Source organism: Verrucomicrobiota bacterium, assembly GCA_039027815.1.
In the GTDB taxonomy this organism is placed as follows: Bacteria; Verrucomicrobiota; Verrucomicrobiia; order Verrucomicrobiales; family JBCCJK01; genus JBCCJK01.
Genome location: JBCCJK010000007.1, coordinates 1 through 26,741, shown reverse-complemented (window position 1 = coordinate 26,741; position 26,741 = coordinate 1). Strand labels below are relative to the sequence as shown.

The window sequence follows — 26,741 nt, the reverse complement described above, 5'->3', positions numbered from 1 at the left end:
TAAGCTTAGGGAAGAGCCAAGGTTCGTTTGCGTTTTCGCGGTTTGGGAAGTGGCCTCTCGGGCTCACCGTATCTCTCATCCCCTGGGTTGCCCTGCTGCTTGCCGTCCCAGGTATCTGGCCGCCAGCCTCCCCGTCGCCACAATTCCAAGCGGGCCAGCATTCCCAAAAGGACAAACCAAGTCGAGAGATTTTTCGTCTGCGTCAGAACCCGTTCCAAGGTGCTATGGAGATAGGTGATGGCGAGCGCCACGCCCAGACCGATCATGAGATAGCCCAAAAAGCTCCGCCGAAAAGCCCAGACGCCTTTCAAACACCAGCCGAGTGTCAAAAGAAGGAAAAGAATATGTAGCACAAAAGCGCCGTAGCCATTCTCGGCCAGGATCAACCAATAATGGCTCTCGGTCAGGGGATTGGCGTAATACTGCTCGGCCACAATGGCGAAGCCTCGATTGGCATTCCACTCCTCCAAGAGGCGACTGAACTCCCGCCCTTCTGGTCGACTGTTCTTGATGCCAAAGTTGTTCCACCCTTGCCCCCAGACTGGCGAATCCTGCAACATGGCTTCGGACTGCTTGTTCAAAATCCAGCGGAGATCGTTCTCGGGGGACGAATCCTCTGAGGAATCAAAGCGATGGGCCAAGGTGTCCATCGCCATGAACAAGACCCCGCCTGCGCCCGCCGATAGCAGACACAACACGACCAATCGTCTCGGCGTGACCCCCCGAATGAGACTCACGAGCAAAAGCGCCACCGTCCCGCCCCCAAAAGCCGCCAAGGAGGCCCGCGAAACCGAGAGCACAATGCACAAGCCGGCCGCCCCGAAACCCAGGAAAAAAAGCGTCCCCTCCCGCCAGCTGGTATCCCTGGCCAAGGTCACGGCAAACAGGATCAAGCCGATCTGGTAACTCCACATCGCCATCGGGTTCTGGTGCTCGAACCATCCAGAAACCTGAAAGCTTCCCAGAACAAACCGGCCGTAGAGACAGGAGCCCAAGAGCAAGACGCACGCGACTGCGAACCCTCGCAAAAGCCACCTCACATCGATCGTCTCCCGGATGGCATTGCAAACCCCCACCAAAAGAAAAATCATCTTCCCAAACTTGGCCGCCGCCATCAGAGTATAGAGCTGGTTCTCGGCCGCGATCACGGAAAGCGTGCTCATGAGAATGAGCGCGAGGTAGGGAAAGAGCCCTGGCACGAAGAGCTTCTTGTCCGATCTCTTCTCCAGGAAGGAGCAAAGCAAAAAGGCCAGGGCGAGCGGCTCCAGGAAATTGAACTCAAAGCCCTTGGTGTGCCCGCGGTAGGTCTCGATGGAATACAGCTGAAGAGTGAAATTCCCGGGAGGCCGGACCAGGACACAGGGAATCAAAAAAAGAAAAAACCGGCGCAACCAAGCCCGGTCCCTCATGGCCCAGGCCAGGACCGGAGGGCCCGCTAAGTAGGCCACCAGCACGATGAGGGCTTTGATTCCGGTCAGGACGATCTCCATCGCCCTCCACCCAAGCCGCATCTGGCCCGGGAGCAACCGGCAGCCGACGGGAAATCACGCGCCTCGCCCCCAGGCTGAATGGCAAAACCTGACCCCGCTCCGCTCCATTTTGCACCCTCGGCCCACACTGTCTTCTTGGAATGGAAGGCAAAACCCGTTATTCTTTAAGAAACCGAAACTTTCTTGAGCAGATGAGTGCCCTTCCCTCAGCCGTCAGCGTGGTCATGCGCTCCTACAATGAAGCGTGGGCCATTGGAGAAACGCTGGCCGCGCTTCGAGAACAGGATTTTCCGGGAGAGACCGAACTTTTGGTCATCGATTCCGGCTCGAGCGATGGCTCCCCTGAAATCATCGAGTCTTTCGCCCCCGCTCGCTTTCACCAAATCCCGAAAGGCACCTATGTCCCGGGAGTGGTCTTGAACTGGGGCATGCGCCAGGCCCGTCACGAATGGGTCGTCTTCCTAAATGCCGATGCCACCCCAGCCAACCCACAGTGGTTAAGAGAACTCTTGCAGGCGGGAGCCAACTGTCCCCAGCTGGGAGCGGTTTTCGGTCGGCAAATCCCTCGCGAGGACTGCTGGGGTGTCCACGCGCACGACTACCAGCGCTGCTTTGGTCCCGAGCGGGAGTCTCATGAATGGGACCACTTTTTTAGCATGGTCAGCTGCGCCACCACCCGGTCCATTTGGCAAGAGCATCCCATCCGGGAGGACCTACAGTATGCGGAGGACGATGAATGGTCCCGCCGCATGAAGGCAGCCGGGCGCGAAATCGTCTTCGCCGAGAAATCCATCGCCATCCACTCCCACAACTACACCGCCCCCCAAGCCTACCAGCGAGCCTTTGGCGACATGTTGGCCGTCAGCCAGGCGGGCAACGTCCCCCCCGGGACCCTCCGTTTTGTCGGCACCGTGCTCAAAGGGACGCTGGCCGATTTGGCGCGCGATTGGAAATACTTCCAAAACACCGGCCAGCCTGCCGCCATCACCCGTTCCCTACCCATCCGCTTGGCCCAGCGCTACGGCCGCTGGAAGGCCAATCACTCCCCGCTCGCCGCCTAGCGCGTCATCTGCCGCAGGACACGCAGGGATAAGAGCATGGCCGGGCCACCCGCGAGCGCTCCCCTCCAAGCGAGCGGCCAAAAACCACCCTCGGCCGGCATGGGGGCCAGCCACTGCAAGAGCGCCAAAGTGCTGAGACAGAGCACCAAGGGCAGTTTCGTTCCTTGGAAATGAAACCTCAGGTAATCCTTCACAGGAAACTCCAGCGCTCGTAGGGCCAGGGGCAAGACCAGAATCCAGCCGATCAAAACGGCCGGAATCAGGGTGCCGAGCGCCACCCCGAGGACCTCGAACTGGTAGACGAGCAGGACACTCAAGGTCACATTGAAAAAGGCATCCCCCACCGAAAGAAAGAGCAGGCTCTTCTCATGCCCGCACATCATGAGAATGCGTTTGCTGGCTCCATTGGTGAGCTGTTGGCTGTAGACGGCTAGGGCGAGGGCTTGCCCCACCCAATAGGTCTCCCGGGGAACCACCGCCAAGCCCGTCAGCAACTGGATGAGAGACTCCAAGTAGACGGCCGTCAGGGCATAGGCGGGCGTGATGAGCAGGAAGACGAGGCGGGAACTCCTCTGGAGAAGATCGCGGAGGCCAGCCCGGTCCCCCCGCGCCTGCAAATCGGCGGCCGCTGGCGAGAGCGCGCTTTGCAACTGGACTGAGAAAAGATTCAGCATCTCGCCCATCTTGTAGCCCGCTTGGTAGATCGCGACCGCCGCCACCCCCACCGTGAGCGAGAGGACCAGTTGGTCGCTCTTGGCCATCAGGAGATTGCTGAAAGTGATGAGAAAGGCAGCCAGGGAAAAACTCATCTGGGACTTGACCGACGAAAGCTGGAAGAGCCGGGGCGAAAGAGAAAGCCCGGGCAGCCGGCGGACCGCCATGATGGCCGCGAAAACGCTCGGGAGCAGGCTCGTGATGACACTGATCGTGAGAATATCACTAAAGCGCCAATCCGCCCAAAGAGCCCCCACGATGCCCGCGAAGTGCAAGACCGTGGTGGCGGTGTTGAACCAGTTCGCGAGGTCGATGCGTTGCAGGCCGCGCAGCATTTCGGGGAAGACGCCCAGCGGAAACATCAGGGCCATGCCCACGAAAAAGATGAGGTAGGCCCGGGTGAACTCGGCTCGCAACTCGGGCGGGGCATTGACCGCGTCCAGAAAGGGATCGCGAAGGAGCAGAAAAATCACCATCATGAAAACGGCCAGTCCAATGAAGGTCCAAAGAATGGTCGCCAAGAGCCGGCTCAATCCCTGGATGTCTCCTTGGGCCGTTTTTTCGGCCACCGCCTTCTGGGCGGTGAACCCAAACCCGAAATCCAAGAGGACTCCGTAGCCGAAGAGCGACCACAGAAGCGACCAAAAACCGAACTCCGCGTCATTCAGGTGGGAGAAGAGCTGGCGAAAGAGAATCAACCCCAGCGCCACCCGCACCACCACTTGGATGTAGCTGCTAATTGTATTCGACCAAAAACGCTTCTTCCACTCCGCCATAGCTCAATCCTCCTTCACTTGGCCGTAGAGACGCTTCGCCCCCTCCGCGTGCCGTTTCCAGGTGAACTGGGCCGCCCAAGCGAGACCCTCGCCCCGTCGCCGCTCCCGTTCCTCGGCCCTCATTTCGCTCAACTCCTGCAAAGCCTGGGTCAGGCTCTCGACCGAGGTCCCTTCAAAAAGCAGCGAAGCGGGCCCGGCCACTTCCGGCAGACTGGTGGCATCGGCGCAGGCCACCAGGCACTCGCAGGCCATGGCCTCCAGCAAGGGCAGCCCAAACCCCTCCATGAGCGAGGGAAAAACCAAGGCCCCGGCCGCCGCATACCAAAGGGGCAAGTCCTCATTCTCGACAAAGCCTTCCAAGCGAATGACTGCGGAGTGAGGGGAATCCTGGACGGCCGCCTCAATGCGTTCGCTCCCATGCCAAGGGGCCCCGGGGAGGACCAGTTGCCAATCGGCGCTCGTCTCCTCGCGAAACCTCTCGAAGGCCTCGATCAAGCGCAGATGATTTTTGGCTGGGTGCTCCAGTCGCGCCACATACAAAAAGAAGGGCTGGCTGAGCTTCTTCCGCTCTCGGAAGCGGGCCACCTCCTCCGCCGCCTGCGGTCGGAAGGCCGTGTGGTCGATGCCATTGGGCACCACCTCCAAGCGCTCAGCGGGGACGCCCAGGTAGCGAGTGATGTCGCGGGCCGTGGTCTCGCTAACGGCGATCACTCGCTGGACGCGACGCGCGATCCGCGGCACCACCTGCTGCCCGAAAAAATTGCGAAAGACATCATACTTGCCCGCCATCACAAAGGGCGCGCAGTCGTGAATGGTGGCCACCTGCGGCACCGGACAACGCCACAGCATCCGCCGGTAACTCGGAATGTGGACCACCTCGATACCCCGGGCCCGCAGCTCCTTGGCCAAAAACACCTGGTGCCAAAGAAGATTGAAAGGGCCCCGCGCGAACCGCGAAGGAATGGTGACCCAATGGCCGTCCTCTACCTCCGGAAAATGTTCCCGGTCCTCGGCCAAACCCGCCAAAAAAAGCTCCGGGGCCCCCTCCAGCTCCTGAAGCGCACGGGCCAGTTGAATGACGTAGCGCCCCACCCCCGAACGCCCCCCCTGGATCATGCCGGCCGAGAGAAGCACCTTCATGAGGCCTCTCCCTTCTCCTCGGGCAGCTGGGGAAGAATGCCCTCCAGGCGCAAGAGATGCAGGGTCTCTTTCACCGAAGGCCGGGGATGGCTCAAAAAGAGTTTTCCGCCCGCTGCCACCACCTCCCGGTTGACTCGAATGAGCCCGCCCACCGCCCGGCTATCGATGAACTCCACGCCCGAGAGATCCACCACCAATTCCTTCAAATCGGGATTCTCCGCCAGGGCCCGCCTGAGAGTCTCCACCATGTCGTCGAAGGTCGAGAGTTCGAGCGAGTAACCGAAGGTCACCGTCACCCGGCCCTTGCTGGCGTTGAGATTGGTGCCGGTTGGCCGCATGCGATGGTCCTCAAAAAGCGCCTCCGCCTCCTCCTGGCTGGCCACCACCTCAAAGAGACTGTCCATCTTCATGCCCACCAAGGTCCGAGTGACCACTTCCGAAGGTTGGAGAAGGGCCAGCGATTGCCCCTCATTCCGGCAGTTGCGAGCCAACTGCGCCAAGCAGCCCAAGCCCGAACTGTCCATGAACGTCACTTGCGAGAGATCGCACAGCACCGGCTGCGCCAAGGTCACAGGCAGCTCCGCCCGCTCGAGGTGCCCGCGATCAATTTCTCCCACCCACCGCAGGAGAATGACCTCTTCGGGCAACTCTTCGATCCCCGATTCGGGCAAACTCGGTCTCAGCGGGCGCTTCCGGAGCGACCAAAGTTGCCGCAGCGAAGCGCGCACCAGAAAAACCAAGTCCTTGGCGTAGCGGGCCACCAATCGCCGCGGATCGGTGCTCATGCGCCAGATCCACTCCGTGCCGCTCTTCTGCATCCAGAGCGGCGCGCGCCTTTGCTTGCCCGTGATGAAATCGAGGCTGGCTCCGATTCCAATGCTGAGCGCCGCCCCGGCCTCTTGGTGATGGGCATAAATCCACCGCTCCTGCTTCGGGCAGCCCAGCGCCAAGAGAAGCAAGCGGGCGCCGCTTTCTCGAATCCGTCTGGCGATGGCGTCGTTGTCCCACTCCACCACAGCCCCCATCGGAGGGGCCTCGCACCCCACCACTTGCAGGCCCTCATACTTCTGCTCGAGCAGCCCCTTGCACTCCTTCAAGGTCGTCTCATCGCTTCCGAAAAAGTAGACGGGAAACTCCTCCTGGGCGCACAAGGCCAGCAGGCGCGGCACCATATCCGAACCCGCCACCCGCTCCCGCAGAGGACGGCCCAAAAGCCGGGAGAGCCAGACCATCGGCATGCCGTCGCAGACCACCCGATCGGCGTAAAAGAGGATCTTGCGCAGATCGATGTCCTCATAAGCCTGGGCCGCGAAGTCGAGATTGGCCGTCACCAGATAAGAAGTTCGGGATGAATCGGCCAACAGGCGTCGGCACTCCTCGATGGCCTCCTCGAAAGTCACATCGTGAAACGGCAGGCCGAGAATGACCGAGACCGGTGGCTCGCCCAGCGACCAAGCATTTCTCTCCGTGGCTTCCTTCATGGCTGGGCGGCGTGGGTGGGAAGAGCCCGCAAGCGCTCGGCCAGCGAATCGCCCAAAGACTCCCAAGTGTAGGATTTCAAAATGGCGGCTCGCCCCGCTTGCCCGTGTTGTTTGCGGAGCGTCTCGTCCCCCAGGTAGCGCAGGCAAGCGGCCGCGAATTCCTCGGGCGTGTCACCCAAGAGAAGATCCGCCCCCGGCACGAGATCGATCCCCTGCGCTCCCAAGGAAGTCGAGACCACCGGATTGGCCAAACAGAGGCCCTCGGCAATCTTCAATCGCGTGCCACCACCGATCCGGAGCGGCACGATTTGCAGCCAAGCCTGTTGGTAAAAAGGGCGCACATCCGGCACCTCTCCCTGGAAATCCACGCTTGGCCGCTCCGCCCAGCCTTGGACCTCCGGCGTAGGATTTTTTCCCACCAGGGTCACCTGATAGGCCGGAGCCTCTGCCAGAATCCGCTCATGAATCTCTGAAAAATACCACCGCAAGCCGTCGGTGTTGGGGGTGTAGTCGAGCGCCCCACAAAAAAGGGCGGAAGGATGGGCCGTGGGCTGGGAGGGCCAGTCCTCGGCCGAGAAAAAGGAAGCATTCGCCCCGTTGGGGAGCACATGGATCTTGTCCTGCGGCCCCAGTTTGCTCTCCAGAAAGCTCTTATCGTCGCCTCCGCAGACCACCATGAGGGCCAGTTTCTCAGCCACTTCCCGTTCCAAGCGCGCGATCTTGAAAAGATTTTCCTTTCGCATGAATCGTCCCCAAGCCGTGTCCGCCAGCGTCCGCAGTTCTTCGGTCTGGAACAACCAGTCGACCCGACTTCGATCCACGATGAGAGCCGGGTGATCAGGAAAACAAGCCGCCAGGTAAGGCCAAAGAACCAAGTCCACGAAGAGAACGCGGTCATACTGCTGCCCTTCTATGAAACGAGCCAGGTCAGCCCGAACCGACTCCGACCACCAATGCCGCACCGTGGTGGGCGTCTTCTTCCAAAGCCGCTCCTTCCAAAAGCTGGGCCAGGCAAGGTGCTCGAAGGGCGAAAAATGGAGGCGACGGCTGAAGGCCTCGAAGCGCTCCCGGAAACGCTGGTCTTCCGGCTCGTGCGAGAGACAAAAGAGATCGACCGCAAAATGCGCCCCGAGCCGCTCCGCCAAATGATAGACCCGCTGGTAGGTCCCACGCCGAAGAGGAAAGGGCACATAGGGCAGAACGATGAGCAGGGAATCCTTCATCCGAATCGCCTCACCCTCAGCTGTAAAAATGCCACCACTTCTCGAAAGACCTCTCCCAGCCCTGGAAACCCTGACCGTCCCTCTCCTCGGGCGGCAAAAACCGTTCCACGCCCTCGCCCGACTCCTCGGCATTGAGCAGCACGAGGGCGCGGTAAAGAGCCCCGCGAGGGTAGTCCCAAACCGGGCGGAGATGTCCCCCCCTTTTTTGGCGATCCCGAAGCGCCAAAAGCGGATTCTTCCATAAAGGCGCTCCGTGGCCGAGCCGATGCTGGGCCCGGGCGTAGCTCCGAAAATCGCGAAGTTCCAGCCCCAAGCGCTCCCGTTCCACTCGCAAAAAAACCTTTTGCCAGAGGGCCCGCAAAGCGCGGTTTTCGGCCTCCAAGCGGCCCCAGCCATCCAGCTCTCCCAGCGCTTGGGGCGAAATCTTGAAGGCCACTCCTTGTCGATGCAGCTCGCGCAAGGACTCCAGGCCCTCGGGCAGGACCACTTGCGCCATGCGTCTTCCCCGTTCTTGGCAACTGGCCACATAGCTACTTTGCAAGACCAGCCAAGCATCGCCAAAAGCCAGCTTGGCCTTGGCGTGATTGCGCAGAACAAAATCCGGCTCTTCCCGCTGGCCCACCCGGCATCTGGAAAAGTAAAGACCACTTCCCCGATTCCAGAGCAGACGAGTAGCCTCCGCGAGTTGGATGCATCCAGGCCGGAGTTCCGACTTCGCTTCGGCCAGATAGTCCTCCGGGCCGAAGACCACGTGATGCCCGGAGACGAGGTCGAAGAACATCATGGAGGAAGACGCCTCAGCCACATCCGATTTCGGCAGGCACTTGACCTCGACATCGATCTCGAGAGCGGCCGTTTCCTCCCGCTCCATGGCCCGCACCCACTCCAAAAGCGCCTCGTTCTCCGGCTCCGAGGTGAAGAGGAAATAGTCGAGATCATTGTAGAGCTTCGGTCCCGTGGCACTCTCCAGCACCCCTCCTTCCCCCCGGCCATAACCCCCTCCCAGGACCAAGGCTTCCACCAAGGGAAAGAGTTCCGATGGAAGGCTTTCCCGAACCCGAGTGAAGTGGTCCTGGAGGCGACTCTCTAACTCCGCCTGCTCCCCCGGAAAGAACGCCCCCATGATCGCCTCGCTTCAGTCTTTGGCTTTCACCTCGAGCAAACGATGGATACGCAGCAACTCCAGCACGCTCACCACCTGCGGGGTCACGTTGAAAAGGGTGACCGGCTTGGCGCTCTCCTGAAGCCGATTGTTGACGTTCAAAAGCGCCCCCACTCCGGAGCTGTCCACAAAATCCAAGCAGCCACAGTCGACCTTCACTTGCTCCATCCCCTCGAGACCGAGAGGATCGAGCTTGCTCTTAAATTCCGGGGCATTGGAGGCATCGAGCGACTCGACAGCTAAGGTGATTTCAATCGAAGTGTCAGTCTGCTCGGCGGAGAACATGGAACGGCGCTTAAAAGACTCAGTAGCAAAGAGGTTCTTCGAAATTTTAACGCTAAGCTCTTTAAAAACAAAGCGCTTTTGCGTAGAATTTAGGGGTCTTTGATTTTTTCTATGTCTGTAGATCCTGCCAGCTACTGGAGTGATGCCTCCGACCCCAAGCAAATCCGGAGTTGGGCTCGTGCCACCCGCCGGAAGATGTGGGCGTGGCAGGCCACCATCCAGCTGACCCGAGCCCTCAAACGGGCGACCGATCTTCTGGGCGGGGGCGCGGCTCTCCTTCTGCTCTCGCCGATCTTCCTGGTGGTGGCGCTGCTCATCAAAAAAGAAGATGGCGGGCCGATTTTCTTTGGGCAGAAGCGGATCGGCGAGGCCGGGCGCCTTTTCCGCATGTGGAAATTCCGCTCCATGGTGCCGAACGCGGATCAGTTGAAAGACCAACTTCTCGACCAAAATCAATATGGTGAAGAAGGCGTGAACTTCAAAATGAAGGACGATCCCCGCATCACCAAAATCGGCCGTTTCCTTCGCAAATACTCTCTCGACGAGCTGCCTCAATTTTACAATGTGCTCCGCGGCGAAATGTCCCTGGTGGGCCCCCGCCCTCCCGTGGTGCGAGAAGTGCAAGAATACAACGCCTTCCATCTGAGAAGGCTGCGGGCCCGGCCGGGCATCACCTGCCTCTGGCAGATTGGCGGGCGTTCGGAGATCGACTTCGAGGGCCAGGTCCGGCTAGACTTGGCCTACATGCAATCGGCCGGCTTTTGGGGCGATCTCCGCATCCTCTTGAAAACCGTCCCTGCCGTCCTCTTGGGCAAGGGCGCCTACTGACGCCAGCATGTCGGAACCCACCCAGCCAGCTCCCAAGGAACTCCGCTTGACCCTCCCGGACTGGGGAGAACTTGATACCGTCAGGCAGTCCCCGGAACCCTTTGCCCTCTGGCAAGTGGGCGACCAACCGCTCCTCTACCACTGGCTGGATCACGCCATCGACGAAGGCTTCGACAAGGTCCTGCTTCGGGTAGCCGATCGACCGGCCGCCATCCGGGCCGCCATGAAACAGGCTACCCTTTGGCGTTTGGACTGGGAAGTGCAGCCGGTCTCCTCCTCTGAGGAAGAGGGGAGCCTTCGAGCGGATCGTCTTCCCGGGTCGACGCCGCTCGACTCCCCTCCGGCCGATGGCTGGGCGCTCCTTCACTATTGGTTGCGGCTCCAGAAAGACTGGCTGGAAGCCCTCCAGCAGGACGAGGCCTCGGAATACCTCAGCATCGGCCGCTACTGCCGCATTCATCCCAGCACCAAAATCCACCATCCCATCTACTTGGGGGATCATGTGGCGATCGGTCCGGATTGCGAGATTGGCCCCTACACCACCATCGCCCAAGGCAGCATGCTGGCAGGGGACAATCACCTCTCCCACGCCCACGTCGGCCCCAACACCTACCTCGGCCCGGTCACCGGACTGGAAAACGCCATCCTCGATCACGGGACCGTCTTCAATTGCACCCACCAGGCCAAGCTCGATCGGATCGAGGACCATGTCCTGGGAACCTTCCGCGAGACTCCCACCAAAAAAGTCCGCCTGGGCGAGAAATTGGAGGCCTTGAAGCTGTGGCTCCTTCTTAGATGGCGGGGAGCCCAATCCAGCCTCGCCACCGAAGGTCTCGAGAGCACGACCCACCTCTCCCTGGCCCGAGTCCCGGAGGGGGAGGCTCTTTGGCACGAACGACTCGCCTGGTTGCCGGAAGTCTGGCGGGGCAAGATGCACCTCTTCGGCGTGCTCCCACGCTCCTTTGAAGAGCTAGATCGCCTCAGCCATGATTGGTCGGGGATTCTCCGCAGCGCCCCCGTCGGGGTCTTTTCCTACGCCGATTGCCACCAATGTCATCGACCGGGCGATGACACCGAAGCCCTCCATGCCGTCTACCAAAGCACGCAGCCCGAGGAGCTGATCCAGCCCGTCATCCGCACCTTCTTGGCGGAAGCCCTCCAGACGAATCTCAGAGCTGTCCGCGCATGATTACCGAAGCCGACAAGGAAATTCTCGAGCAACCCACGAGACTACTCAGCGTCGCCAAAAGCGTCATCCCGGCCCACCCCAGCGAAGTGGCTTCCGTCCGCACCCGCTTCATCGAGTTCCTGGGAAGCCTGGGCATTTCCAGCGCAGAGAAAGAAGGTTGGAAGCTCGTCTTCACCGAAATGGTCATCAACGCCATCGTCCACGGAGCCAAGCAAGCTGCCGCCGCGCGCGTCACGGTGGAATGGTGGTCGGACGAAGGCCAAGTGGCTCTCGCCGTGACCGATCCCGGCCTCGGCTTCGACACCACCCGCCTGGAAAATGCCCAGCTCCCGGAGGACCCCAGCTCCGAAAATGGACGCGGACTCTTCATTCTGGACTCCTTCTCGGACCAGATCGATCCCTGGAAAGGCCCGCACGGCTTCCAACTCATCTTGCGAAAGCACTACGACTTTCTCAACAATGTCCTCCCGCCCAACGCCGAGCTGGAACGCGTCCTGGACGAACTCTCCGCCTGCTACGAAAACCTCTCATCCTTCTATCGCCTAAGCCAGAGTCTCCTGGAATCGGATGGAGCCGCCGGCTTCATCGAGGCCGCCCTGGACGACTTTCTCGTTCTCCACCCCTTCGATTCCCTCTTCATCGCGGGCATGCCCGACCTGCCCGAAGGGCTCCTGGCCCAGCTTTCGCCACACGACTGGTTTCTGCCCTATGGACAACTGCCGGCTAATCTGGCTGTCCCCATCCGAGAACAAAAGGAAATCATCTGGGACGACCTCGAAGACCTCACTGCCCAAGGGCTATCCCAGCTCGACTTCTCGACCGTCCAATCTGGCTGCATCGTGCCCATGATCTCAGGCGATAGCTACTTCGGCTCGCTCGTGGCCCTGCGGGGACCCGACAAGCCCAAGCTCTTCTCCCACGATATCGATAGCCTCCGCACCCTCTCCGACCTCTTCGGCATCGCCTGCGCCAACAGCCACCTTCGGGAACTGCGGGACGACTCGCAGCGCTCTCTTCGTGAGCTGGAAATCGCCGTCGAAATCCAGCGCCAGCTTCTCCCCATACTGCCCGCGCCCTCCAGTCCTCACTATGAAGTCATCGTCGATCAAATCAGCTCCCTCGGCGTGGCGGGCGATTACGCCGAAGCCATCTTGGATTCCGAAGGCAATCTCGTCGTCTGCTTGATCGACGTCATGGGCAAAGGCGTCTCCGCAGCGCTCTTGGCGAGCGTCTTTCGGACCGCCTTTGATCTCTGCAAAGACTTGCAGCCGATCCACGTCCTGCTGGAAGCGGTCAATGACGCCCTCTGCCGCCAGCTCGGCACCATGACCATGTTCGTGACCTGCGCCGTGACCCGCTTTGCCAAGGATGGCAGCCGCCTCGAACACGCCAACGCCGGCCACTGCCACACCCTCTTCTATGACGCCTCCGGAAAGCGCCGGGAACTGGAGCCCTCCGGCCCCCCTCTCGGGCTCCTTCCCGGCGGCCGCTACACCACCGAAGAACTCGCTCTGGTGGGCGGAGAACACATCCTCTTCGTCTCGGACGGCTGCTACGAGTGGGACTACCGAGGCGAACTCTTCGGCTGGAAACGCTTCACCGAAGCCGCCGATCGCGTGAGCGAGCTGGGAGTCCGGGCCATGTGGAAGGCCCTCCAGGAGAAAATCGACCACCATACCGACAGCGACACCCGGGATGACGATTGCACCCTCCTCGCCGTCTCCGTAAAACCATGAAAAAGATCCTCGTAGCCGAAGACGACATCACCACGACCCGTCTCTACCAAATGCACTTCCGCCGTGGCCAGCTGGAAGGCTTCTTTTTCGATCAAGGGAAACCCGCCATCGAACGGGCCGCTGAAATCAACCCCGACCTGGCGGTGCTCGACTACGAACTGCCTGACCTCCAAGGCATCGAAGTCATGCGCGCTCTCCACGCCGTCCCCGGCTGCCAAGACACCCCCGTCATCTTCGTGACTGGCCGGGCCAAACCCAGCTTGATCGAAGAGCTGAAGGCGGCCGGGGCCGTCGAAGTCGTAGGCAAGCCCTTCAGCCCCTTGCAGCTCATCAAACGAATTAAAGAACTGCTGGCATGAAACCGCGGGTCGACCTCTTCGTCTTCGCGGACGCGCTCGGATGGTCGCAGGTCACCCGGCGAGATTACCTCCAGGACCTCCTTCCCCAGCGCCATCCCTGCGAGACCCTCTTTGGCTATTCCTCGACCTGTGACCCCACCATCCTGACGGGGACCCTGCCGCAGGAACACGGTCATTTCTCCTTCTTCGTGAAGGCCCAGGCCGCCTCCCCCTTCCAGGCCCTGGCTCCGCTTGGACTCCTGCCCCATTTGGTCGCAGGCAACCACCGTATCCGCAACCGCGCCAGCCGCTGGGTCGCGCGGGCCAAAGGCTACACCGGCTACTTTCAGCTCTACTCCGTCCCCTTCTCGAAACTGCCCTACCTCGACTACACCGAGAAAGACGACATCTACGAACCCGGTGGCATCCGTGGAGGGCAGCGCACCATCTTCCAGGACTGGACCGCCAGCGGGCGCCCTTGGTTGCGCTCCGATTGGCGGCAAGGAGATGCCGCCAACATCGCCCAAGCCAAGACCGCGCTCGAAAAAGGAGAAGTCGAGCTTCTCTACCTCTTCACCGCCAAGCTGGACGCCACCATGCACCGCTATGGGACCGCGCACCCAGAGGTCGATGCCGCCTTTGAAAACTTCGCCCAAGACCTCCGCGACCTGGCCGACCTCGCAAGCCGACACTACCGAGAGGTCCGCCTCCATCTCTTTGCCGACCACGGCATGGCCGATGTCCACACCTGCTCCGATCTCTTGCTCCGTTGGAACCGGGAAGTCGGTCTTCGCTACGGGCGGGACTACATCGCCGTCTGGGACTCCACCATGGCCCGTTTCTGGTTCGAAACCGAAGCCGCCCGGGAAGAAGGGCTGGCCTTCTTGGGGAGCCAAAAAGACGGCCAACTCCTCAGCGATGCGCAGCTGGCCGCCTGGCATTGCCTCTTCCCGGAGCGCACCTATGGCGAGCACTTCTACCTCCTTCCCCCGGGCAGCCTCTTCGTCCCCTCCTTCCTCAATCAGCGCAAGGTCACCGGCATGCACGGCTACACGCCCGAGCATCCCGACAGCACCGCCTGCTGGTTGACGAACTGCGAAACCTCTCCCGTCACCAACCTGGCCCAGATTCATCCCGTCATGCAAGCCGCCGCCCAGCGCTAAGCTCCGGCGCCCCTCACCCTTCCGACTCCGCATGGCTCAGAGAATCCTCCACGTCCCTCGCCGCTTCGCCCAGTCCGACTGGGGGGGCACCGAAAGCGTCATCCTCCACCTCTGCCAAGAACAGCAGAAGCAAGGTGGGCAGCCGGAAATTCACACCTCCCGCGCACTCCACCGGAGGGCTCGGGAAACGTGGCGAGCCATTCCCATCCGCCGCTACCGCTACTGCTACCCCTTCTTTGGCCTCTCCTCAGAAGACCGGGCTGCCCTCGATCGCAAAGGCGGCAATCTCCTCTCTCTCGACCTCTTCGCCCACCTCCTGGCCGCCCCGGACGTGCGCCTCTACCACGCGCACGTGCTCAAGCGCATGGGGGGCAGTGTCCTGACGGCGGCCCGCCTTCGCAAGAAACCTTTCCTCGCCACCCTCCACGGAAACGTCTTCGACGTGCCCCCGAGCGAAGCTCGCTCCCTCATCGCTCCCCAAGAAGGAAAGTTTGAATGGGGCAAGCCCTTCGGCGCCCTCTTTCGGTCTCGCCAGCTCTTGGAAGAAGCAGACGCCGTCCTCTGCGTCGGCCACTCGGAATACGAGAAGGCCCAAGCCGCCCTGCCCCACGACCGCGTCCACTACCTAGCCAACGGCGTCACTCCTGAATCCTTCGAGGGCGGAAACCGAGCAACCGGACGTTCTTCCCTCGGCTGGCCGGAAACGGCCCTCGTCTTCGGCTGCCTCAGCCGAATTGATCCTCAGAAAAACCAGCAAGTCCTGCTGGCGGCGCTCCCCCTCGCGCGAGCCATGGCGCCCGAGCTCGACCTCCGGGTCCTCCTGGGTGGCCCCGTGACCGCGCCAGACTACCTCCTGACCTTGGAGAACGAAATCGAAAGCCATGGCTTGGGCGACTGCGTGCGGATTTTGCCCGCCGTGGAAGCGGAATCCCCCGCCCACCGGGACCTCCTGGCCGCCATGGACGGCTTCGTTCTCCCCTCCCGCCACGAGCCTTTTGGCATCGTGGTCCTGGAAGCCTGGGCGGCGGGGCTGCCCGTCATCGTCTCCAAAGTGGGCGGCTTGCAGCGCCTGGTCGATCACCAAAGCGATGGCCTCCATTTCGAAAGCAACCAACCCGAAGCGCTCGCCCAAGCGCTCCTCGACCTGGCCCGCCACCCTCAAAAACGGGCCGCCCTCGCCGAAGCGGGTCGTGGGAAAACGCGCCGCCACTTCACTTGGAAAGCGATCGCCGAGCGACTCGAAACCATCTACCAAAAAGCCGAAGAGCGGGTCCAGGCGAGAAAGGCCTAATACCAAGCTGCAGAATTCACTGGTAGAATGGCCGAGTGGATTTCGAGCCAGACCAAGGCGCGACGAGGGCGCGGTGCAGGCACCGTAACCGAGGAGCAACGCAGGGCTGGCTCCAAAGACTCCGGCTCTCCCTTCCCCGCGCTTCAGCGCCTCTTCCCCACAACACCTTCCCTCCATTCTAACAGTGAATTCTGGAGGTTGGTATAACCACCCAGCCCCGCCCTCAATCAGGTCGCCGGCCCACCTCCTCCCGCAGGCGCTCGCGGAGAAGATCGACCCCCCGGTTTTCCTTGGCCGAAAGGGGCAAAATTTCTCGTTTCCCAAAGCGCTGGCGAAACCCCTCCAGCTTTTCCTCCGCCCCGGGCAAATCCATCTTGTTGGCCACAATCATCCAAGGCCGCTGCGACAATTCCTCGCTGTAAAGCTTCACCTCGGTGCGGAGTTGGATCAGGTCCTCGATGGGCTCCCTCCCCTCGCTTCCCGCCATATCGACCACGAAAAGAAGCAGGCGACAGCGCAAAATGTGCCGCAGGAACTCGTGCCCCAGACCCACGTTTTCGCTCGCCCCCTCGATGAGCCCAGGAATGTCCGCCACGCTCGCCCGGCAATACCCCGGGAACTCGATCACCCCCACCATCGGCCGGAGAGTGGTGAAAGGGTAGGCGGCAATCTTGGGTTTGGCGGCCGAAAGCTTCGAGACCAGGGTGGACTTTCCGGCGTTCGGAAAGCCGACCATCCCCGCATCCGCCATCCGCCGAAGCTCAAAGAAAAAAATGCCCTCCTGGCCCTCGCCCCCCGGAGTGTGCTCCAGGGGCGCTTGGTTGGTGGAACTCTTGTAGTGGACGTTCCCCTTGCCGCCCTGGCCCCCAGCGCAGAGCACGAACGTCTCGCCTTTTTTGACCAAGTCAGCCACCAGCTCCATTTCCAAGTCCCCCGCCTTGGCCAGCTCATTGGATTCCTGCAAGCTCGCCGCTTGGCAACGATAAACCAAGGTCCCCGGCGGCACCGGGAAGCTCACCGTCTTGCCGCCTTTGCCACTCATGTTTTGTCGCATCCCCGGCTTGCCATCCTCGCCTCGCAGCTTGGGGTCATAGAAAAAGCGCTTTAGGCTGTCCGTGCTGTCATCCACCCTTAGCAGCACATCGCCGCCCTTGCCTCCATCGCCCCCGTCTGGCCCGCCTTTGGGATTGAAGGCCACGCGCCGAAAGTGGCACGAGCCATCCCCCCCCTTGCCCGCACGGGCCCAGACCCGGATATGGTCAACAAACATGGCCCAATAGAATCAGCCTCGTCCGCCCCGCAATGGGAATCACCTCTGGAGCCAAGTGGCCACGTCCTGACGGACCTGCTGGCGCACCTTGTCATACAAGAGCAAGTGATAGCCCTCCGGGTAAAACCGCTTCTCCTTGTCGACCGCTGGCACCCGCTGGAAAAACCGTTCAATGACCCACGGCTCCTGAAAAATGTCATTGCCACCGTAGAGCACCAGCAAGGGCACTTGGATCTGAGCTGCGTTCTCATCGGCCCGGCGCACCATCGCGCCGATCTGTTCGAGCTGCCGGAGAGTGTAGCTCTCGACCGCCCACGGCGTCTTCTTGGCCTGCTCCTGATGAATGCTGGTGGCGGTCACGCGGGCTTCTTTCGCTTGCTCATCGCCCAACTGATCGAGCGCCACGCGGAAGGTCGGCATGACCAGCGCGGCCGATCGAAAGAGCAGCTCCTTCCAAACGGGCAGCTTGCTCCGCAAATGCACGATGGGAGAGGAAAGCACCAGAGCATCCACCCGGACCTCCCTCGCCTCCCGCTCTACGAAAGCGTTCAGCACAATGACTGATCCCAAGCTTTCTCCAAACCACACCATGCGAGCCGCGGGGTGCCTGGCTTGCAGCAAACGGGAAAACTCCTCGAGGTCTTGTCGCCACCGTCGCCCCGACTCGAGGTCGCCCCGCATCTTTTCACGAGGGTCCTGCCCTTGCCCCCGAAGATTGGGCGCGTAAATCGCGATGCTCCCCACGGCTTGGCGAAGGTGCTTGGCCAGGCCCTCATAATCCTGGGCCGCTCCGCTGATTCCGTGGACGCCCAGCAGGACCATCTCCGGCTCCTTTTCTGGTCGCCAGCTCCGGTAGCTCAGGGTCAAGCCATCAGACGCCGTCCAGCTGGCCTCTTCCAAAACAGGCGCCCTTTCAGGCAAAACGAATTCCTGGGAAAGTTCCTGGGCCTTCGTGAAAAGCGCGCAGCCCACATTCAAGAAAGCAGCCAGCAAAAGAGCGAGGTAGCGGATCCACTGAAACGAGGCCATGACGGGAGTTCTCTACAGGGCGAGCTCGCCTCCAATGGGCGGAAGATGAAGCTCGATCCCCTTGGCCGAGAAGGTGGCCTGGGCCGCCTCGCGGTCGATCTCAATGTAGGGAAAGGTGTCGTAGTGGATCCCGAGCACCTGCTGGGTGCCCACGAACTCAGCCGCCCGCGCGGCGTCCTCCGGGCCCATCGTGAAATTGTCCCCGAGGCAAAGGGCCGCCCAATCGATGGCCCACTTCTCGCCCACCAGCTTCATATCAAGCGTGAGGGCGGTGTCGCCAGAATTGTAAAAGGTCTCCCCCTCCGCCTCGATCACAAATCCCCCGGGGTTGCCACCGTAGGTGCCATCCGGCAGCACGCTGCTGTGGACGGCTTGGACGAAGGTCGCGCGACCAAACGCAAAATCAGCCCCGCCTCCGTGGTTCAGCGGATGCGCTTGCTGGATTCCCCGCTGCTGGAACCAAGAAACGATCTCATAGTTGGCGATCAGGAGGGCGCCCGTCCGCTTGAGAATGGCTTCGGCATCGGCCACGTGGTCCTCATGCCCATGGGTCAGCAAAACAAAGTCGGCTTGGATCTGCTCCAGCTCGATCCCGCCCGCCTTCTCATTTGGGGTGATGAAGGGGTCGAAGAGCAGGGTCCCCCCAGCCGTCTCCACCGAAAAGCAGGCATGGCCAAAATAGCGGATCTTCATGGGGAGAGACTCCCCGCAGCCGCCCACTTTGTCAAAGAAAGGGGTCCCCGTCCTCCCTGGCCCCCACCCGCACCAGCCGCCTTGGCAAAGGGCTTGCGCCCCGGCACCCTTCGTGACTACCGTTTCGCTCATGAGCAAATCTTTGCTGGAGAAATTTCAAGTCGCTCCCGGGAGCCAAGTCCGTCTCTCGGAAATCGCTGGGAATGACCAAAGTGCCTTCCCCGAACTCGACAAAAAGTCCTCCGCCAAGGTCCTGGAGGGCGTCGTGGAGGAGCTGCGCGCACTCCAGCGGATCTTCTACGCCGTCCATTCCCGAAAAATTCTCGTGGTCATCCAAGCCATGGACGCCGGAGGCAAGGACGGAACGGTTCGTCACGTCTTTTCCCACATGGACGCCCATGGCATCCACATCACCTCTTTCAAAAAACCCACGGAAGAAGAGCTCGATCACGATTTTCTCTGGCGGATTCACAAACATGCCCCGAAAAATGGCCACATCGCGGTTTTCAATCGCAGTCACTACGAAGACATCATTGCCGTCCGGGTGAAAAAGCTCTTTCCCGACGAGGTCTGGCAGCGCCGTTACCAGCATGTCATCGACTTCGAGCGCATGCTGGCCGAAGAAGGCACCATCATCCTCAAGCTCTTCCTCCACATCTCCAAAGACGAGCAGCGAGACCGGCTGGCGGCCCGCTTGACCCGACCGGACAAACTCTGGAAGTTTGAGCCCGATGATCTGAAAGACCGCGCTCGCTGGGACGACTTCCAGCGCGCTTACGAAGACCTCATCGGCCAGACGAGCAAGCCCCACGCGCCCTGGTTCATCATCCCGGCCGACCGCAAATGGTATCGCAACCTCGTCATCGCCCACCTCCTCAAAGAAACCTTGGAGGGCATGAACCTCGAGTATCCCCAGCCTCACTTCGATCCTTCGAAGATCCGGATCGACTGAAGGCCTGCTCGGAGATCACCCTTTCGGGAAAAAGCGTTCCACGACCGCCGCTTCCGGCGGGCGACTGCACAAAGAGCCGAGGACCAATCCGAGCAAGCCAGCCAACCAACAAATCGCTACCGGCATCACGCCCCCCAGAACCGTGAACTCCCCGCCAAACCCGGACAGAGCGAAGAAGAGAAACCAGGTGAGAGCGGTGGCCAGCACGCTGAGGTAAGCCCCCATCTTGGTGGCCCGTTTCCAATAGAGCGCTCCTAAGACCAGGGGGGTGAGCGCGGCGAATCCTGAGAAGCACCAGACCGCGAGATCGAAAACGTTCTTCTCAAAGAGCAAGAGAGACAAGCCGTAGGTCAAGGCCACGATGCCCACGATGAAACCGCGCGCGATCCAGAGGATCTGTTTGTCGCTCAAGGTCTTCTTAGAGTTGTGGAGCACAATGTCGTTCGTGAAAATCGTGCCTAGGCAGAGGAATTGAGAGTCCAGGCTCGACATGATGGCCGCCAAGATCCCTGCCGTGACCAGCCCCACGATGAGCGGTTCCTTCACCAGGATCCCGATCATCTTGGCCAAGACTGTTCCCGGGGTGGTTTCCGGGGGGAGCACGCCCGTGGCCCAGATCCCGATCAGCACACAAGGCACCCACACGATCATGATGCAAATGGGATGGGCCACCACCGTCAGACGGAAGGACCTAGCACTTCGCGCCGTGAGCCAATGCTGAAAGAGATGGGGAAACATCCCCACGGAGAGTGGGATGAACATGTAAGTCAGAAAGGTGATCGGCGGCACGCCCGCTTCAGCGCTTTGCGTTCGCACGAGATGGCTCTCCCTGGCTTGCTCGATGGCGGGACCGAGACCGCCCAACCTGTTCGAAATCATACTGAAAGCCAGGATCCCCATCGCCATGAAGACCAAGGTCTGGAAGGTGTTGGCCCAAGCCGCCGCCCGGGACCCCCCCGCGAAAACATAGCCCATGACCACCAGACAGATGACCGCCCCGGTGATCGAGGGCGGGATGGCCCCATTGGTGGCGGCGAACACTTCCGGGAAGACCCCGGGAGCGTCTCCTTTCGGCCCGGTCAAACCCATGATGGTCTTGCCCGCTCCGATCACGCCGATCAAAAGATACGGGATCACCAGCAACACCAGAATGGGAAAAAGCAGATAGCCGAGACCGTCTGATTGGAAGCGACTGCGAAAGAACTGAATCTGCGTGACAAAGCCGTGCCGTTTCCCAATGGCCCAGAGCTTCAGCCCGATGACAAAGAAACAGGCGGCGTGGATCAAGCCGGAGGAAGAAGCCATGAGGCCATAGGTGCCGATGCCCAGCTGGAAGGCTTTGCCAGTCGAGCCGACCAGCGCAAAGGCCGTCATGGTGGTCCCGAAAACGGACATCAGCAGCATGAAGGGCCCGATGGAACGGCTCGCCACGAAGTAGTCGTTGCTGGTCCCTCGAAAAAATTTCTTCGAAGTGAGGGCGAAAGACAACAGCAGCCCGAGGTAGGCTAGAATGACAAAAATGGGGGTCATGAGGAGGGCGGGCGCTTACGGATTTTCGCTGTCCTCGGGCTGATCAGCCCAGTCCTCCAAGTGACGCGGCCAGGCCCAGCGGATCACCAAGGCCCAGAAAAGGGCTACCACTAGGGAGTAAGCCGCGTGGTAGGCCAGGCCAACTGGGAGAAAACCGAAAACCAAATGGCCATTGTCCCAATTCCACTCATCCTGATGAAGAATCGCCAGGAGAAGGAAGCCCAAGATCGCGCCAAGAACAGGCGGCTTCATCCCTTACTCGCCGAAGGCGTAGAGGTGGGTCTGGCTGGTGACATAGAGCACGCCATTGGCCACCACCGGGGAGGAATAAATCGGGGAGGAGAACTCGATTTCATTGAGCACCTCCAACTCCGGACCCGCTTTGTAAATGGTAATGATGCCATCCTCATTCCCGAGGTAGACCTTGCCATCCGCTACCAAAGGCGAGCCCCAAATGTGGCTGCGCGTGTCGTGCTCCCACTTCATTTCTCCGGTTTTCGCGTCGAGACAGAAAAGGCGGCCAGTGTAATCGGAGACATAGACCAAGCCATCCGCCACCGCGGCCGTCGAGATCGTTCGCTCAATCCCATCGAAGCTCCAGGCTGCCAACTCGCCCGAGCCCTGCGAGCCGGCCGGCACCGCCACGAAGTTCCCCAGACCCTCGCCATGTTCCGGGTCTTGCCCAATCCCGACGTAAATCATGTCGTCCACGATGACCGGGGTGGCAATCAGCTCGCTCGGGCCCTCGAAGGTGGCATACTTGATGGGCTTGCCATTCTCATCCCGGCGGTAGGAAGCCGGGTTGCAATCATAGCGGAAACGTTCTTCTAAAATGCCGAAGCCGTCCTCATCCAAGACCGGCTCCAGATCAAAGCCATAGAGGAACCCATCTCCGGCTCCGAAGACCAAAAGGTCCTCCTCTAGCCCTTTGGTGATGGCGGGGGAAGACCAGTTGCAATGGAGGATGCGCTTGCTGATTCCGGAAGCTTCTTCGCCCTTCAGCTCTCCGGTGTTCTTGTCGAGCGCGATGAGGGAGGGGGCTTGGGGAGAAGGTATATTGATGTGGGACCAATCCACTCCATTGGAAGTCGAGACGTAGAGCAAGTCGCCGTGGATGATGGGCGCATTGCTAGCAATGTTATGGGGAAAGACTCCTAGCTCCGCCCGCATGTCGTAGATCCAGAGAATATCCGCATCGCTCTCATCCAGCTCGACCGGCTCCCCCGCGCTGACATACTTGACCTCCTCCTGGAACCCTTGGTTCCCGTCGGAAAGGCCGTTCAAGTCGACGCAGACAATCTCACAGCGGTTGGAAACAAACCAGGCGCGATCGCCTTCAATGTGAGGTGAGGAACAGATCCCGAGATACTCCCAGTCGGAAACCTTGCCGGCCCCCAATTTGAGAGCCACAAACTGCCACTCAAACTCACCGGTCTCCTCGTCCAGACAATAAATGATTCCTCGGTCGCCAAGATGCTTTTGGCTGCGGGGAATTTCATTATTGGTCCCGACCAGGATTTTGCCCTCCCCCACCACCGGCGTGCCGTAGGATTGCGAGCCCAGCTTGGCCACCCATTTCACTCCCTCCGTCGTAGCCATGTCGATGTCCTCCGTCATCCCGAGGAAATCGCCTGGGTTGAAGTCGCTCGGGATCCCCACGTCCGGAGAAACCATATTGCGCCCCTCGGCGCCGCCCCAAGTGGGCCAGTCGTCGGCCAACAAAGGAGTGAGCGAGAAGACCGCAAGGGTCAGGAAAGAAGCGGTCGTTTTCATCAGTTGTTCGTGATTTGAAGATGATCCACAAAGACCTTTTTCTGGCTTTGGGGAGAGAAGCCGAAGAGGCCAGGCGCCCCTTTCAGATTGGGCGTGGCATGGGGAACCTCGATCGTCCAAGCAGCTGGTTCCTCCGTTCCTTTTTCCCAGGCCTTGGCCCGGATGATACCACTCCCATCCTCCAAGAGATCGACGCGCGTTTTCAAGGTATACCAAACCTTAGGCGAGATGGCGAAGGGAACCGCCACCTTCAGCCGCTCGTGGTTGGAGCTGACTTCCAGTTGGTTCCAGTTGCCTTTGAGGGTGATGAGGTAGCGTTGGTTGATAAGGCCGACGTCCGACTTGATCCGTCGGTTGCCATCGGTCATGACATCGGCCTGAAAGGTGTAGTTCCGGCTGTCGGGATGACCAATGAAGGTCTGGGTCCGTTGGAAAAGAATGCGGTCGAGCGTCTTGGCGAGAACTTGGTTCCCATCCACCTCCCGAATGTCCCACTTGAAACGGGCTCCGATCCAAGGAAGGGGCGGGAAGGCGAAACCCGCCTCGCCGATGGCCGCCCCTTCAAAATCCTCCTGGTAAGGGTAGTTCGGGAGGACCCGGCCCCGCACCGTGCCCGCCACTTCCTGCCCTGCCACCGTGGCGACGCCTCGGAACATACCAGCCGAGAGGGCAGCCCCTTCCCCGGCCGAGATTTTCAGAGGTTTCGAGGAAATCGAAGCGTCCATCTTAGCCTGCACCTTGGCGGTGGGCGGGATGAAAGGGGCGAAGCTGGGCGTCAGTTCGGTCTCGAGCGGGAGGCCCTTGGCGTCGACTGGGGTGACACTTAAAAGGGAAGACTCCCCAGGTTGCAAAAGCACCTCACCGGGAGCCACCCGCAAAGCAATCGGTTGGCCGGCCGACAGGGCGGGCCTTTCCGGCACCGGCGCGAAGGAGCGGTTCTCTCCCTCCAGGGCAAAGCAATAAAGCTGCTCGGTGGTGTGCAAAAGCAAGTGCTGCTGGCTAACGGATGGCGAACCGATGAGATTGCCCTCCAACTCCATTTCCGCCACGATCTTCCCACTGGTCGCCTCGGGCTTGATCACAAACAGCTTCCCATCCAAGAGAGGCGCGAAAAGATAGCCGCCGTAGAAAAGAGGCGAGGAATGGAGATTGGAATTCCCCAGCTTGAGCGACCAAACAATCTCCCCCGTTTCCACATCCACGCTCGCCAACTCCCCCTTGGCTGTCAGTTGGTAAACTCGATCCTCCACCAAGACCGGGGAACTCGTAAACATCACCAGCGGATTGCGCCAAATCTCGACTTCTGGATCCAGGACCGCCGGGTTCTCCGGATCGACGGTCTCGGGAAGTTGGATCGCGATCATGCGACCCATCTCCGAAGTATCCACATTCTCCTTTCCGTGAATGCAAATGAGCTTGTCTCCGTGGACCACAGGAGAGGAATTGACCCCTCCTTTGCTCATCTGGAAACGCCAGAGCGGATCGCCATTGAGCGCATTGACCGCCACCACATTCCCGCAGCCAGTCCCCGCATAGAAGACACGCATTCCGTAGCGGGTTTCCACGAAGGGAGTCGAAAAGGAACTGTCCTGAGGCCCCACCCCGGGAGTCGAGACATAGGCCAGCTCGCCCGTAAACTTGTCGAAGGCATAAAAACGATCGCGGGCGGGGCCCTGCGCGCCCCAACTGGTGTTGATGAAGTGGATGATGACCAAGTCGCCCACGATGATGGGCGCTCCGGTCCGCCCGTTGGGGAAGGTCAGTCGGCCGTATTCCTCCATGCTCGAATGATCAAAGAGCATTTCTCCATCGGGACTGAAGCCCATGAAGACCCCGTTGGTGGTTTGGAGGTAGAGATTGCCCGTCTCCTCATCGATGACAGGGGCTCCGATGGCGTAGCGATTGTAAATGGTATCGCTAATAAAGTCATTGAAACGGGACTCCCAAATCGTCTCGCCGGTTTTCAGATCGAGGCAAGCCAAGACCTCCTGCAGCTCGATCCCCGTTCCCTCATAGCCCCATACATAAACCCGGTCGCCTCGGACCAAGGCCGTTCCGCGCCCGTCCAGGGGATTGGTCCAGAGAGGTGTCAGTCCTCCCTCGGGCAGTGTCAGATCGATTGACTCCGAAGCTTGTCCTGTTTGGAAAGGCCCCCGCCAAGTGAGCCAATCGCCCGAAGATTGATAAGTAACAGACTCCTCGGCCGAAGCGAGGGAGCTGAGAAGAAGGAAAAGCGCGAAGAGGGGACGCATAGGCAGGAGGGGCGGAAAAGGGAGAGGGACGGTTCACCCAAAATACGCAGGCTCGTTGCCCTTTTTCCACTTAATATTGCAGCCGCTGCTGGGATAAACGGGAGAAGGCACCTTTTGGCCTGCCAGGAGGGCGTTCACAGCCGCTCGCAAATCCTTGCCCGTGACCTTAGCCGCCCCGCCTCGCGGCCGGGAATCATCGAACTGACCAGCGTAAAAAAGCTCTCCCTGCCCGTCGAAGAGAAAAAAGTCCGGCGTGCAGGCAGCGCCGTAGGTCTTGGCGACCGCTTGGTCTTCGTCAAAGAGATACGGAAAATCCCAGCCGGAAACTCGAGCGAATTGGACCATTTTCTCGGGCGCGTCTTGCGGGTAGTTTTCGACGTCATTGGAACTGATGGCGATGGTGGCCACGCCCTGTCCTGCCACCTCTCTGGCGAACTCCCCGAGCGCCTCCGCCAAATGGACCACGAACGGGCAGTGATTGCAGACGAAGGCGATCAAAAACGGCTGCCCGGCCTCCAGAGCCTGGAGGGACCATTCCCGCTCAGACCTCGGGTCAGGAAGAGCGAAAGCAGGGGCCGCGTCGCCGGGCTTGAGAGAAAAGGTGGATTGCACTTCGGCCATGGCCTTCCCCTACGCTCTCACAGACGAACCTGCAAAATGAACTGGCAGAAAGGCCGCCTGAATTTTGATCTACCCCGAAGCACGAGAAAGGCGCGCGCCCGGCCTCGCCATCTGGCGGACGCGGGACCGGCTTGGGGCGACCAGCTCCGCATCCCAAGTCCCCACGTCTTTCCACCCAGACCAGCCCAAAACAAGCCCAAAACCGACCGAACTTCTTCTTGCGCAGATCGCCAATCGATGGCCTAAGTCTCCTCCCAAATTTTGCGCAGGTAGCTCAGCGGTAGAGCAGTTGGCTTTTAACCAATTGGTCCTGGGTTCGAATCCCAGCCTGCGTACCATTTCCCCCTCCGCTTCCTCCGGCCAAGACCGCCATCGCAGGGCCTGTAAGCGCTCAGAGCCCTCCCAATCAGCCGTCCAAAAACGTCTCAAGGACAGGCGCAAAGCTAAAGAAGAGAAATCGACCGCATCCGAGGAAGGTCTGATTTGTCTGCGGTCACCGGGGCCGAAGTGAGAATCGGCTTGCATCGAGGCTTGAGCTGCTCCTGAGAAATTTGCCGCAAGTTCGGAAAGACAACCGACCTAGGGAAGCGCTGAACAAGTTGGTTTTTTTCAGAAGGGGTGGAAGAGAGGGGAGATATTCCTGCCTGAGAGTGCCGTATTCTACTGTGAGTGGAGCGTCTTGAAGGGGAAGAGTCCTAGGTTGTGGTAACCCGAGCTCTTCGAAGCTCTCTCCAATGGCACTGT

At 60.5% G+C, this 26,741-nt stretch carries 23 protein-coding genes and 1 tRNA gene; 9 read left to right on the top strand and 15 right to left on the bottom strand.

Translation table 11 applies throughout. The annotated features are described in order from the left end of the window. Positions 1–5: 5 nt before the first annotated feature. Positions 6–1,490 (bottom strand): O-antigen ligase family protein, encoded by a 1,485-nt coding sequence (locus tag AAF555_03500; protein MEM6910626.1) that lies wholly within the window; start codon positions 1,488–1,490, stop codon positions 6–8. Between the two features lie 191 nt (positions 1,491–1,681). On the opposite strand from AAF555_03500, the gene AAF555_03495 reads away from it, so the two are divergent. Beyond that, on the top strand, positions 1,682–2,551 hold the full coding sequence (locus AAF555_03495; protein MEM6910625.1) for a glycosyltransferase family A protein: 870 nt from the start codon (positions 1,682–1,684) through the stop codon (positions 2,549–2,551). Here the strand turns inward: AAF555_03495 and AAF555_03490 are convergent. From AAF555_03490 to AAF555_03465, 6 genes are read right to left on the bottom strand one after another with little or no spacing between them, the layout of a single operon-like run. Then, entirely contained in the window at positions 2,548–4,041 is a 1,494-nt protein-coding gene (locus tag AAF555_03490) for an oligosaccharide flippase family protein (protein MEM6910624.1), read from the bottom strand. The two genes, AAF555_03495 and AAF555_03490, sit on opposite strands and share 4 nt — an antisense overlap. Positions 4,042–4,044: 3 nt before the next feature. Next, on the bottom strand, positions 4,045–5,181 hold the full coding sequence (locus AAF555_03485) for a glycosyltransferase family 1 protein (protein ID MEM6910623.1): 1,137 nt from the start codon (positions 5,179–5,181) through the stop codon (positions 4,045–4,047). Further along, complete coding sequence (locus tag AAF555_03480) at positions 5,178–6,662, bottom strand: WecB/TagA/CpsF family glycosyltransferase (protein ID MEM6910622.1); 1,485 nt, start codon at positions 6,660–6,662, stop codon at positions 5,178–5,180. The genes AAF555_03485 and AAF555_03480 overlap by 4 nt, the downstream gene beginning before the upstream one ends. Then, positions 6,659–7,885 (bottom strand): glycosyltransferase family 4 protein, encoded by a 1,227-nt coding sequence (locus AAF555_03475; GenBank protein ID MEM6910621.1) that lies wholly within the window; start codon positions 7,883–7,885, stop codon positions 6,659–6,661. Before AAF555_03475 ends, AAF555_03480 begins: the two co-directional genes overlap by 4 nt. A gap of 16 nt (positions 7,886–7,901) precedes the next feature. Further along, positions 7,902–9,008: a hypothetical protein gene (locus AAF555_03470; GenBank protein ID MEM6910620.1), complete on the bottom strand. Its 1,107-nt coding sequence runs from the start codon at positions 9,006–9,008 to the stop codon at positions 7,902–7,904. 12 nt (positions 9,009–9,020) lie between these two features. Further along, positions 9,021–9,332 (bottom strand): STAS domain-containing protein, encoded by a 312-nt coding sequence (locus AAF555_03465; GenBank protein MEM6910619.1) that lies wholly within the window; start codon positions 9,330–9,332, stop codon positions 9,021–9,023. Between the two features lie 111 nt (positions 9,333–9,443). Between AAF555_03465 and AAF555_03460 the strand changes: the two genes are divergently transcribed. From AAF555_03460 to AAF555_03435, 6 genes are read left to right on the top strand one after another with little or no spacing between them, the layout of a single operon-like run. Continuing rightward, positions 9,444–10,160, top strand: a complete 717-nt coding sequence (locus AAF555_03460) for a sugar transferase (GenBank protein MEM6910618.1) — start codon at positions 9,444–9,446, stop codon at positions 10,158–10,160. 7 nt (positions 10,161–10,167) lie between these two features. Next, entirely contained in the window at positions 10,168–11,349 is a 1,182-nt protein-coding gene (locus AAF555_03455; GenBank protein ID MEM6910617.1) for a hypothetical protein, read from the top strand. Next, a complete protein-coding gene (locus tag AAF555_03450; protein ID MEM6910616.1) occupies positions 11,346–13,085 on the top strand; it encodes a SpoIIE family protein phosphatase in 1,740 nt (579 codons plus the stop codon). Before AAF555_03455 ends, AAF555_03450 begins: the two co-directional genes overlap by 4 nt. After that, positions 13,082–13,444, top strand: a complete 363-nt coding sequence (locus tag AAF555_03445; protein MEM6910615.1) for a response regulator — start codon at positions 13,082–13,084, stop codon at positions 13,442–13,444. The genes AAF555_03450 and AAF555_03445 overlap by 4 nt, the downstream gene beginning before the upstream one ends. Continuing rightward, the gene (locus tag AAF555_03440; GenBank protein ID MEM6910614.1) at positions 13,441–14,586 is read left to right on the top strand and encodes an alkaline phosphatase family protein; all 1,146 of its coding nucleotides are present in this window, start codon (positions 13,441–13,443) and stop codon (positions 14,584–14,586) included. The genes AAF555_03445 and AAF555_03440 overlap by 4 nt, the downstream gene beginning before the upstream one ends. A 31-nt stretch (positions 14,587–14,617) precedes the next feature. After that, entirely contained in the window at positions 14,618–15,877 is a 1,260-nt protein-coding gene (locus tag AAF555_03435; protein MEM6910613.1) for a glycosyltransferase family 4 protein, read from the top strand. 223 nt (positions 15,878–16,100) lie between these two features. Here the strand turns inward: AAF555_03435 and obgE are convergent, their stop codons facing one another. The 3 genes from obgE to AAF555_03420 are packed head-to-tail and all read right to left on the bottom strand — an operon-like array spanning position 16,101 to position 18,869. Then, positions 16,101–17,147: a GTPase ObgE gene (gene obgE, locus AAF555_03430; GenBank protein MEM6910612.1), complete on the bottom strand. Its 1,047-nt coding sequence runs from the start codon at positions 17,145–17,147 to the stop codon at positions 16,101–16,103. Between the two features lie 39 nt (positions 17,148–17,186). Further along, the gene (locus AAF555_03425; GenBank protein MEM6910611.1) at positions 17,187–18,176 is read right to left on the bottom strand and encodes an alpha/beta fold hydrolase; all 990 of its coding nucleotides are present in this window, start codon (positions 18,174–18,176) and stop codon (positions 17,187–17,189) included. A gap of 12 nt (positions 18,177–18,188) precedes the next feature. Continuing rightward, on the bottom strand, positions 18,189–18,869 hold the full coding sequence (locus AAF555_03420) for a metal-dependent hydrolase (protein ID MEM6910610.1): 681 nt from the start codon (positions 18,867–18,869) through the stop codon (positions 18,189–18,191). Between the two features lie 130 nt (positions 18,870–18,999). On the opposite strand from AAF555_03420, the gene AAF555_03415 reads away from it, so the two are divergent. Next, positions 19,000–19,821, top strand: coding sequence for a PPK2 family polyphosphate kinase (locus tag AAF555_03415; protein ID MEM6910609.1), 822 nt, complete (start codon positions 19,000–19,002; stop codon positions 19,819–19,821). A gap of 15 nt (positions 19,822–19,836) precedes the next feature. Here the strand turns inward: AAF555_03415 and AAF555_03410 are convergent, their stop codons facing one another. Genes AAF555_03410 through AAF555_03390 form a run of 5 tightly spaced genes read right to left on the bottom strand, consistent with a single transcriptional unit; the run spans position 19,837 to position 25,997 of the window. Further along, positions 19,837–21,351 carry a sodium:solute symporter family protein gene (locus tag AAF555_03410; GenBank protein ID MEM6910608.1) on the bottom strand — a complete coding sequence of 505 codons (1,515 nt, stop codon included), beginning with the start codon at positions 21,349–21,351 and terminating at the stop codon, positions 19,837–19,839. Between the two features lie 15 nt (positions 21,352–21,366). Continuing rightward, positions 21,367–21,603 carry a hypothetical protein gene (locus AAF555_03405; GenBank protein ID MEM6910607.1) on the bottom strand — a complete coding sequence of 79 codons (237 nt, stop codon included), beginning with the start codon at positions 21,601–21,603 and terminating at the stop codon, positions 21,367–21,369. A 3-nt stretch (positions 21,604–21,606) separates the two neighbouring features. Next, a complete protein-coding gene (locus AAF555_03400; protein ID MEM6910606.1) occupies positions 21,607–23,124 on the bottom strand; it encodes a PQQ-binding-like beta-propeller repeat protein in 1,518 nt (505 codons plus the stop codon). Further along, complete coding sequence (locus AAF555_03395) at positions 23,124–25,376, bottom strand: PQQ-binding-like beta-propeller repeat protein (GenBank protein ID MEM6910605.1); 2,253 nt, start codon at positions 25,374–25,376, stop codon at positions 23,124–23,126. The genes AAF555_03400 and AAF555_03395 overlap by 1 nt, the downstream gene beginning before the upstream one ends. Positions 25,377–25,409: 33 nt before the next feature. Further along, entirely contained in the window at positions 25,410–25,997 is a 588-nt protein-coding gene (locus AAF555_03390; protein MEM6910604.1) for a thioredoxin family protein, read from the bottom strand. A 263-nt stretch (positions 25,998–26,260) separates the two neighbouring features. Between AAF555_03390 and AAF555_03385 the strand changes: the two genes are divergently transcribed. Beyond that, positions 26,261–26,335: transfer RNA gene (locus AAF555_03385), tRNA-Lys, on the top strand. Positions 26,336–26,741: the final 406 nt, after the last annotated feature.